3 protein-coding genes and 2 rRNA genes (1 of these 5 only partly in view) are annotated in these 8,168 nt (G+C 47.4%); all 5 read left to right on the forward strand.

Annotated elements, in window-relative coordinates:
- Positions 1-2,116, forward strand: a 23S ribosomal RNA gene (locus MKY24_RS11625); it begins 810 nt to the left of the window's first position.
- A gap of 152 nt (positions 2,117-2,268) precedes the next feature.
- Positions 2,269-2,385: ribosomal RNA gene (gene rrf, locus MKY24_RS11630) — 5S ribosomal RNA — on the forward strand.
- Between the two features lie 956 nt (positions 2,386-3,341).
- Positions 3,342-4,166, forward strand: coding sequence for an alpha/beta fold hydrolase (locus MKY24_RS11635; protein ID WP_023988445.1), 825 nt, complete (start codon positions 3,342-3,344; stop codon positions 4,164-4,166).
- A gap of 216 nt (positions 4,167-4,382) precedes the next feature.
- Positions 4,383-6,278 carry an ABC transporter ATP-binding protein gene (locus MKY24_RS11640; protein ID WP_339202015.1) on the forward strand — a complete coding sequence of 632 codons (1,896 nt, stop codon included), beginning with the start codon at positions 4,383-4,385 and terminating at the stop codon, positions 6,276-6,278.
- The gene (locus MKY24_RS11645; protein ID WP_053325359.1) at positions 6,253-8,118 is read left to right on the forward strand and encodes an ABC transporter ATP-binding protein; all 1,866 of its coding nucleotides are present in this window, start codon (positions 6,253-6,255) and stop codon (positions 8,116-8,118) included. Before MKY24_RS11640 ends, MKY24_RS11645 begins: the two co-directional genes overlap by 26 nt.
- Positions 8,119-8,168: the final 50 nt, after the last annotated feature.

Consider the following 8,168-nt stretch of genomic DNA (forward strand, 5'->3'; position numbering starts at 1 on the left):
ATGAGGTGGGGGTAGCGGAGAAATTCCAATCGAACCCGGAGATAGCTGGTTCTCCCCGAAATAGCTTTAGGGCTAGCCTCGGAAAAAAGAATCGTGGAGGTAGAGCACTGATTGGGTGCGGGGCCCGCAAGGGTTACCAAGCTCAGTCAAACTCCGAATGCCATAGATTTAGTTCCGGGAGTCAGACAGTGAGTGCTAAGATCCATTGTCGAAAGGGAAACAGCCCAGACCATCAGCTAAGGTCCCCAAGTGTGTGTTAAGTGGGAAAGGATGTGGAGTTGCACAGACAACCAGGATGTTGGCTTAGAAGCAGCCACCATTGAAAGAGTGCGTAATAGCTCACTGGTCGAGTGACTCTGCGCCGAAAATGTAACGGGGCTAAACACACCACCGAAGCTATGGCTTGATGCTTGCATCAGGGGTAGGGGAGCGTTGAATGCGGGTTGAAGGTGTACCGTAAGGAGCGCTGGACTGCATTCAAGTGAGAATGCCGGTATGAGTAACGAAAAGATCTGTGAGAATCAGATCCGCCGAAAGCCTAAGGGTTCCTGAGGAAGGTTCGTCCGCTCAGGGTAAGTCGGGACCTAAGGCGAGGCCGATAGGCGTAGTCGAAGGACAACAGGTCGAAATTCCTGTACCACCGTAATCCGTTATGAGCAATGGGGTGACGCAGTAGGGTAGTGACGCGGACTGATGGATGTCCGTCTAAGCAGTGAGGCTGGTGTGTAGGCAAATCCGCACATCGTAAGGCTGGGCTGTGATGGGGAGCGAAAATTGTAGTAGCGAAGGTCATGATCTCAGACTGCCAAGAAAAGCCTCTAGCCAGGAGAAGGTGCCCGTACCGCAAACCGACACAGGTAGGCGAGAAGAGAATTCTAAGGCGCGCGGAAGAACTCTCGTTAAGGAACTCGGCAAAATGACCCCGTAACTTCGGGAGAAGGGGTGCCTCGGTAGGGTGAATAGCCCGAGGGGGCCGCAGTGAAAAGGCCCAAGCGACTGTTTAGCAAAAACACAGGTCTGTGCGAAGCCGCAAGGCGAAGTATACGGGCTGACGCCTGCCCGGTGCTGGAAGGTTAAGGGGAGTGGTAAGCCTTCGGGCGAAGCTATGAACCGAAGCCCCAGTAAACGGCGGCCGTAACTATAACGGTCCTAAGGTAGCGAAATTCCTTGTCAGGTAAATTCTGACCCGCACGAATGGCGTAACGACTTGGGCGCTGTCTCAACGAGAGATCCGGTGAAATTTTAATACCTGTGAAGATGCAGGTTACCCGCGACAAGACGGAAAGACCCCATGGAGCTTTACTGCAGCTTGATATTGAATTTGGGTACGATCTGTACAGGATAGGTGGGAGCCGTTGAACTTTGAGCGCCAGCTTGAAGGGAGGCATCCTTGGGATACCACCCTGATCGTATCTAGGTTCTAACTTGGTACCGTGATCCGGTGCGAGGACAGTGTCAGGTGGGCAGTTTGACTGGGGCGGTCGCCTCCTAAAGAGTAACGGAGGCGCCCCAAGGTTCCCTCAGAATGGTTGGAAATCATTCGAAGAGTGCAAAGGCAGAAGGGAGCTTGACTGCGAGACCTACAAGTCGAGCAGGGACGAAAGTCGGGCTTAGTGATCCGGTGGTACCGCATGGAAGGGCCATCGCTCAACGGATAAAAGCTACCCTGGGGATAACAGGCTTATCTCCCCCAAGAGTCCACATCGACGGGGAGGTTTGGCACCTCGATGTCGGCTCATCGCATCCTGGGGCTGAAGTAGGTCCCAAGGGTTGGGCTGTTCGCCCATTAAAGCGGTACGCGAGCTGGGTTCAGAACGTCGTGAGACAGTTCGGTCCCTATCTGTCGTGGGCGTAGGAAATTTGAGAGGAGCTGTCCTTAGTACGAGAGGACCGGGATGGACGTACCGCTGGTGTACCAGTTGTTCCGCCAGGAGCACCGCTGGGTAGCTATGTACGGAAGGGATAAGCGCTGAAAGCATCTAAGCGTGAAGCCCCCCTCAAGATGAGATTTCCCAATTAGTAAGACCCCTTGAAGACGACGAGGTAGATAGGTTGGGGGTGGAAGTGCAGTAATGCATGGAGCTGACCAATACTAATCGGTCGAGGGCTTATCCTAAGAATAAAACGCAAATGAGTTTCGGATCCAGTTTTCAGGGTGTAACCTTGAAAGTATGTACAAGTGACATACAATAAGCGCATGGCTATTCATTCACACGATAAGTGATGAACCGAATAACCGTACGGAAGAATTTACAGTGTAAATTCATGTTTGGTGGCGATAGCGGAGGGGTTCCACACGTACCCATCCCGAACACGACCGTTAAGCCCTCCAGCGCCGATGGTACTTGGACCGCAGGGTCCTGGGAGAGTAGGACGTCGCCAAGCAAGATAAAAGAGCACAGCCCATTAAGGCTGTGCTCTTTTTGTATACCATAAGGCTTTCGCATTTTGGAAAATATACAAGAAACCATTACATATACTCCATTCCACTAAATTAATAAGATTGGGGCATAACTATTATAAAGCTTACAACACTCTGCATATCGACCGATAGTGAAGTCAAACATAATGAAATTTATAAAGCAGCAAGTCTCCAACAACAGGGAGCCTTGCTGTTTGCCGTTACTGTTTTTTGAGGGGGAAGATTAAAAGTAAGGCTATAAATTTCTAGAGAACAGGTACTTTTGAAGCGAGATAGAAACGTTTCTATTAGAGTTTGAAAAGAAAATTCATAGCTTTGGGAGAGAAAAACTCAATCCGAACTGAATTTTTTAGACGAAGAGTCAGAAAAAAATATGAAAAATATGGTCCTTTAGGACTATGAAATAACAATATTTATTACAAAATTAAAGAGTTATTAATTTTGGCTTATGTGAGCTTGATACAAATTCGATCCATTATTTAGGAGGTTAAAGAGGGTTGCGGAAAAAGGCGGAATTTGTCGGATGATATCAGGTTGAATTTGTTACATTTATGTTAATGGCATGTAAAGATAAAATTGTTGTAGGATAAGGGGTTGGAGCTTCAATGTAAATCATAATGAGTTTAGTTTTACAAAATTCGTGAAAACCAAAAATTTCGTTTTAAACTAAATTAACAGATCATGATTGACAGATAACTAATACAAAAAGTGAAATTGTTGCTTTTGAAGTTTGGAAACAAATAACATAATATGGATTTTATTTTATTTTTATGAGCTCCATCAATTTAGCCCTTTTGTCCCATGCCAAGCGGTTTTAAAGTTTGTATATTTAAAAACAGTTAGAAAGTGTTGGAAGAAAAAAAGAGATATAAGGATTTACTGTAAAATTATGAACTGCATAGAGGATGGAGGAATTCATTTGACAACTCGATCACAATCTTGGTTCGCAAAAACAGAGGTCCAACCGACTGCGAAGCTCCAACTATTTTGCTTCCCCTACGCTGGTGGTGGCGCTTACATATTTAACTCTTGGAAGTCTAGGTTCGCGCCTGATATTAACGTGTTGCCTATACAACTTCCAGGACGTGAAAGCCGCTCAACAGAAGCTCCAATGGATACTCTTCAGGACATCGTTCAATCGTTGATTCCCGCTATGGCCCCATACATGCATAAGCCGTTCGCTTTTTTTGGGCACAGTATGGGTGCACTGATTGCATTTGAAACAGCACGACAGTTGTACAGCAAAACTGGAAAGCTACCTGTGCATATCATCATATCTGGTAAATCCGCACCACATCTTCCATACTCCAAAAAACGACTCCATGATTTAGCAGACGATTCTTTCACCGAAGAGCTTCGTTTGATGCAGGGAACACCTGAAGAGGTGCTGCAAAATGCAGAATTGATGCAAATTATTATGCCTCGTCTGCGTGCAGATTTTAAGGTATGTGAAACTTATGTTTATCAGCCGGGAAATCCACTGGTATGCCCGATGACCGTTTTAGGCGGAATGATGGATTTTGAGGTTAGCACAGATTCACTCCATGCCTGGCAACAGCATACGACATCACCTATGGATGTTCAGATGTTCGAAGGTAATCACTTTTTCATCCATGAACAAGAACAAGAAGTTATGAGCGCAGTCGAGAACATTCTTTCTACATCCTCGCCGATGGCCCACGCGGCGGCAGCTCATACAGCTTACAACACAAGCACCCTACAACCACGATTCAGACAGAGTTGAATGTCCCACACATCACGATACACTTCGTTATTACCATCTCAGCAACAATCGACAACCAACCCACAAACAAGATGCAAATTCCAGCATAGTTCAAAATCGCATTTTATTCTGTACGGATACTCATGCATCCAAACCCAGAGTTTATCTCAACGACGTCCACAGCCAATATAAAAAGTTCGCACTGAAAAAGTGTGGGCAACGAAAAGAGGGATGCCCTTGTTTCGATCAAATTCTGCTTTTCGGAGACTCGCACGTTATGTAAGGCCGTATAATCTATGGGTTTTCATAACGGTGATCGCCTCCTTGTGTTTGGCAGCTATTGACATTATTTTGGGTAAGGCTATTGAGCAAATGGCACAGGGGACATTCTCCTCTACCCAGAACATGATCTATCTGGTTGTTGGTATGACGCTAATTGGAATGCCCTGTAAGTTTGTGATGAGGTACGCTTCAGCGCGTTTTAGTGTTAGTGCTCTGCGCGACTTGAGAGGCGATCTCGTACATAAGTTTTGCGATTTACCGGTTTCCAGCGTGGAAAGGAAATTTACCGGAGATTTGGTATCCCGTCTAACCAATAATACGGCAGTATTACAGAACTTTTTTATCCAGCAGTTTTCCAATCTGTTTTATTTACCGCTTGTGTTTACGGCATCACTCATATTGCTTTTACTGACAAGCTGGAAACTGATATTGGCAAGTCTTGCGCTCATGCCAATAGGAATGATCATAACATCACTAATGAGCAAGCCGATTGAAAAATATTCCGCAGATCTTCAGGAGAAAATTGCTCATTTGAACGCTGTGGGGCAAGATGCAATCGGAGGAATCCCTATCGTCAAGGCATTCAATATGCAAGCTGTGCTGTTGAAGAAGTATATGGTGATTATGGAGGAGGTCGTCAAGCGCGGCTTAAGGCTAGAAAAGCGCTATGCAGCCATTACTCCAGTAGGTGTGATGATGCTGGCAACACCAATTATTTTGGTCATTGTATACGGAGGATACCTGATACAACAAGGAGAGCTGAATGCTGGAGGCATTGTACTTTTTTTATACCTGATTTCGTTCATATTACAGCCTATTGCCATGCTGCCGACAATCATTTCGCAAATGAAGGAAGCGGGTGGAGCCGCAAAGCATTTGTTTGAGGTGCTGGATTGGCAGAATGAACGTCAGGACGGCGAAATGACCTTGGTAGATCAGAGGCGAGAGAATAGGGCGCCTCATTTGGAAGACGATGCAGATGGGGAAGCCAACCGAATGAGTGAAGGCGGAGCAGAAAGCGATGATGGCGTTGATGGTGTTGCTGTAGTCAGCTTTGAGCATTTGACCTTTGGCTACGATGAAGGGAACACAGTGCTGAAGGATATCAGCTTCCAGGCAGGGCAAGGGGATATGGTGGCGATTGTCGGTGCCAGCGGTGGCGGTAAAAGCACGATTTTCAAGCTGCTTTGCGGATTTAATGAACCTGGAGAGCATGCTGGAACCATTCAACTATTTGGAAAGAGTTTGACAGATTGGAATTTAACAAGCCTGCGCAGTCATATTTCGATGGTATCTCAGGAGTCGTGGCTTTTTCCGGCCACCATTGCAGAAAATATCGGATATGGACGTCTGGAGGCGACTCGGGAAGAAATTGTCGAGGCGGCGAAAGCGGCACATGCGCATGATTTTATTGTTCAACTTCCCGAGGGCTATGAAACCCTGTTGAGCGAGCGGGGAGGCGGATTGTCTGGCGGTCAAAAACAGCGTATTTCTATAGCAAGAGCATTACTGAAAAATGCTCCGCTGCTTTTATTGGACGAGCCGACTTCAGCACTCGATAGTCAGTCGGAGGCTCAGGTGCAGAATGCGATGAATGCGGTAATGCAAAACCGGACGGTACTGGTCATTGCTCATCGACTGTCAACCGTACGTCAGGCGAACCGTATTATTGTACTCGATCAGGGGAGCATTGTGGAATCGGGTTCTCATGAGGAATTACTAGGTCGTGATGGTGTGTACCGAAAGCTGTATTTGAAAAATTTTGAAGAAGAACAGCATACGGCGGAAAACGGTAATTCGTTGCCTGAGGAAAGGAGTGAGCGTCGTGACCTTCAAGCAGGGGTTTTATGAATTTAAGCAGTTGATGTCCCTGATGAAGCCGCATCGAAAATGGTATTTTACCGGGCTGGTTGGCAATAGTCTGACCAATGCCAGCATCACGATTTTACTTTCTTTCGTGGTGCATTATTTGCTGAATTTTGCGGTTAATGGCGATGTACAGGAGCTATACCGAGCGGTCTATTTGGTCAGTGGTACATTTTTGGCATTAAGTCTTATTTCCCCCCTGTGCAGCTATATGTATAAACGGTGTGTAAAGCTGGCGATTGCCGATGTACGAATGAAACTATTTGGCCACATTGTCAAGCTATCGTACGAAAAAGCCGAAAAACACCATTCGGGTGATCTTGTATCCCGTATGACGAACGATGTACAGGCGCTGGAGCAGGCTTACACCGTTCATATCCGCTCGATTATACTAGAAATTTCGCTTTTCTTGGGCTCGTTGGTCATTTTGATGGTTCTGGATTGGCGATTTGGGATTATGGCGGTTTTACTTGGGCTGGCTTCAGCCTGGATAAACGCTCATTTCGCGAAGAAAATGCGAAAGACGAGTGAAGAGTTACAGGGACGGATGAGCAGGTTCACGGAACGATTGAGTGATTTGCTTTCCGGTTTGCAGACGGTGAAGTTGTTTGGGTTGAGGACAAAGGTAGGTGGACTTTGTAACGATGCAAGCGAGGACATAAACCGCATCAGCATTCGGCAGGGACGTCATATGGGCTTGCAGGATATGTGCAATTTTGTCATAGAGTTCATCACGCTGGGCGGTGTGCTTGTCGCCGGATTGATTCTGGTATCGCAGAAGCAAATGGAACTGGGGGTATTGGGACAGATTGTGCAGCTGCAAACCGGTATTTCAACGGTGTTTTTGGAGCTAGGGGCGGCTGTAACACTGTTACAAAACTCCTTGGCAGGCTTGGCGCGTATTCGCGAAATTCTGGATGAGTCGAAGGAAGAGGAGCAGTTCCCCGCGGCTAAAAAGAAGGGACCGCTGACTAGGCTTATCGATCCCGAGACGGCAGCTTTATCAGCCCGTGAATCTGGGGGATTCTATGGCGATGTTGAGACCTTGCGTACAGACCACGCCATTGAACAGACTCCGGCTGCGCTGGAGCTGCACGACATCACCTTTGGCTATCAGCCTGACCATCCAACGCTGCAAAGGTTAAACTTGGTCGTGGCAGAAGGGCAGGTAACCGCGCTTGTCGGCCCGAGTGGTGGTGGCAAAAGCACAGTCATGAAGCTGTTGCTGGGATTTTACCCACCGGACGAAGGTGTGCTGCGGGTTCGTGGTCGCTTGGCAGAAGAATTTCCGTTGGATGAGGTCAGGGATTTAATGGCCTATGTACCACAGGAGGCTACGCTGTTCCACGGTACAGTAGCGGATAATATCCGTTTTGGCTCACCGGCTGCCACGGATGAAGAAGTAGAGGCTGCGGCCAAAACAGCCTATGCCAGCGGCTTCATAGGCGAGCTGCCAGAGGGGTACGACACGATTGTCGGTGAACGCGGAGCCAATTTGTCCGGCGGTCAAAGACAGCGGATCGCAATTGCCCGTGCTTTGCTCAAAAATGCACCGATTTTGCTGTTGGATGAAGCGACCTCGGCTTTGGATGCAGAATCGGAATATGAAGTCCAGCAGGGCTTAAATGAGCTGATGAAGGATCGTACGACATTAGTTATTGCCCATCGATTGTCTACGATTGAACGGGCGGATACGATCTGTGTCCTTGCCGATGGCGAACTGAAAGAGCAGGGTACCCATGATCAGCTCCTTGCCGAGGGAGGTCATTATGCAGAGCTGTATGAGCTTCAATTTCGAAAGCATCCCGAGGAACAAACCGCATAAATATGCGAATGTCCTTTTTACCAATATCTATTTTGCGAGGAGAGAGACGG

This window comes from Paenibacillus sp. FSL P2-0322 (genome assembly GCF_037975315.1).
Taxonomy (GTDB): Bacteria; Bacillota; Bacilli; order Paenibacillales; family Paenibacillaceae; genus Paenibacillus; species Paenibacillus polymyxa_B.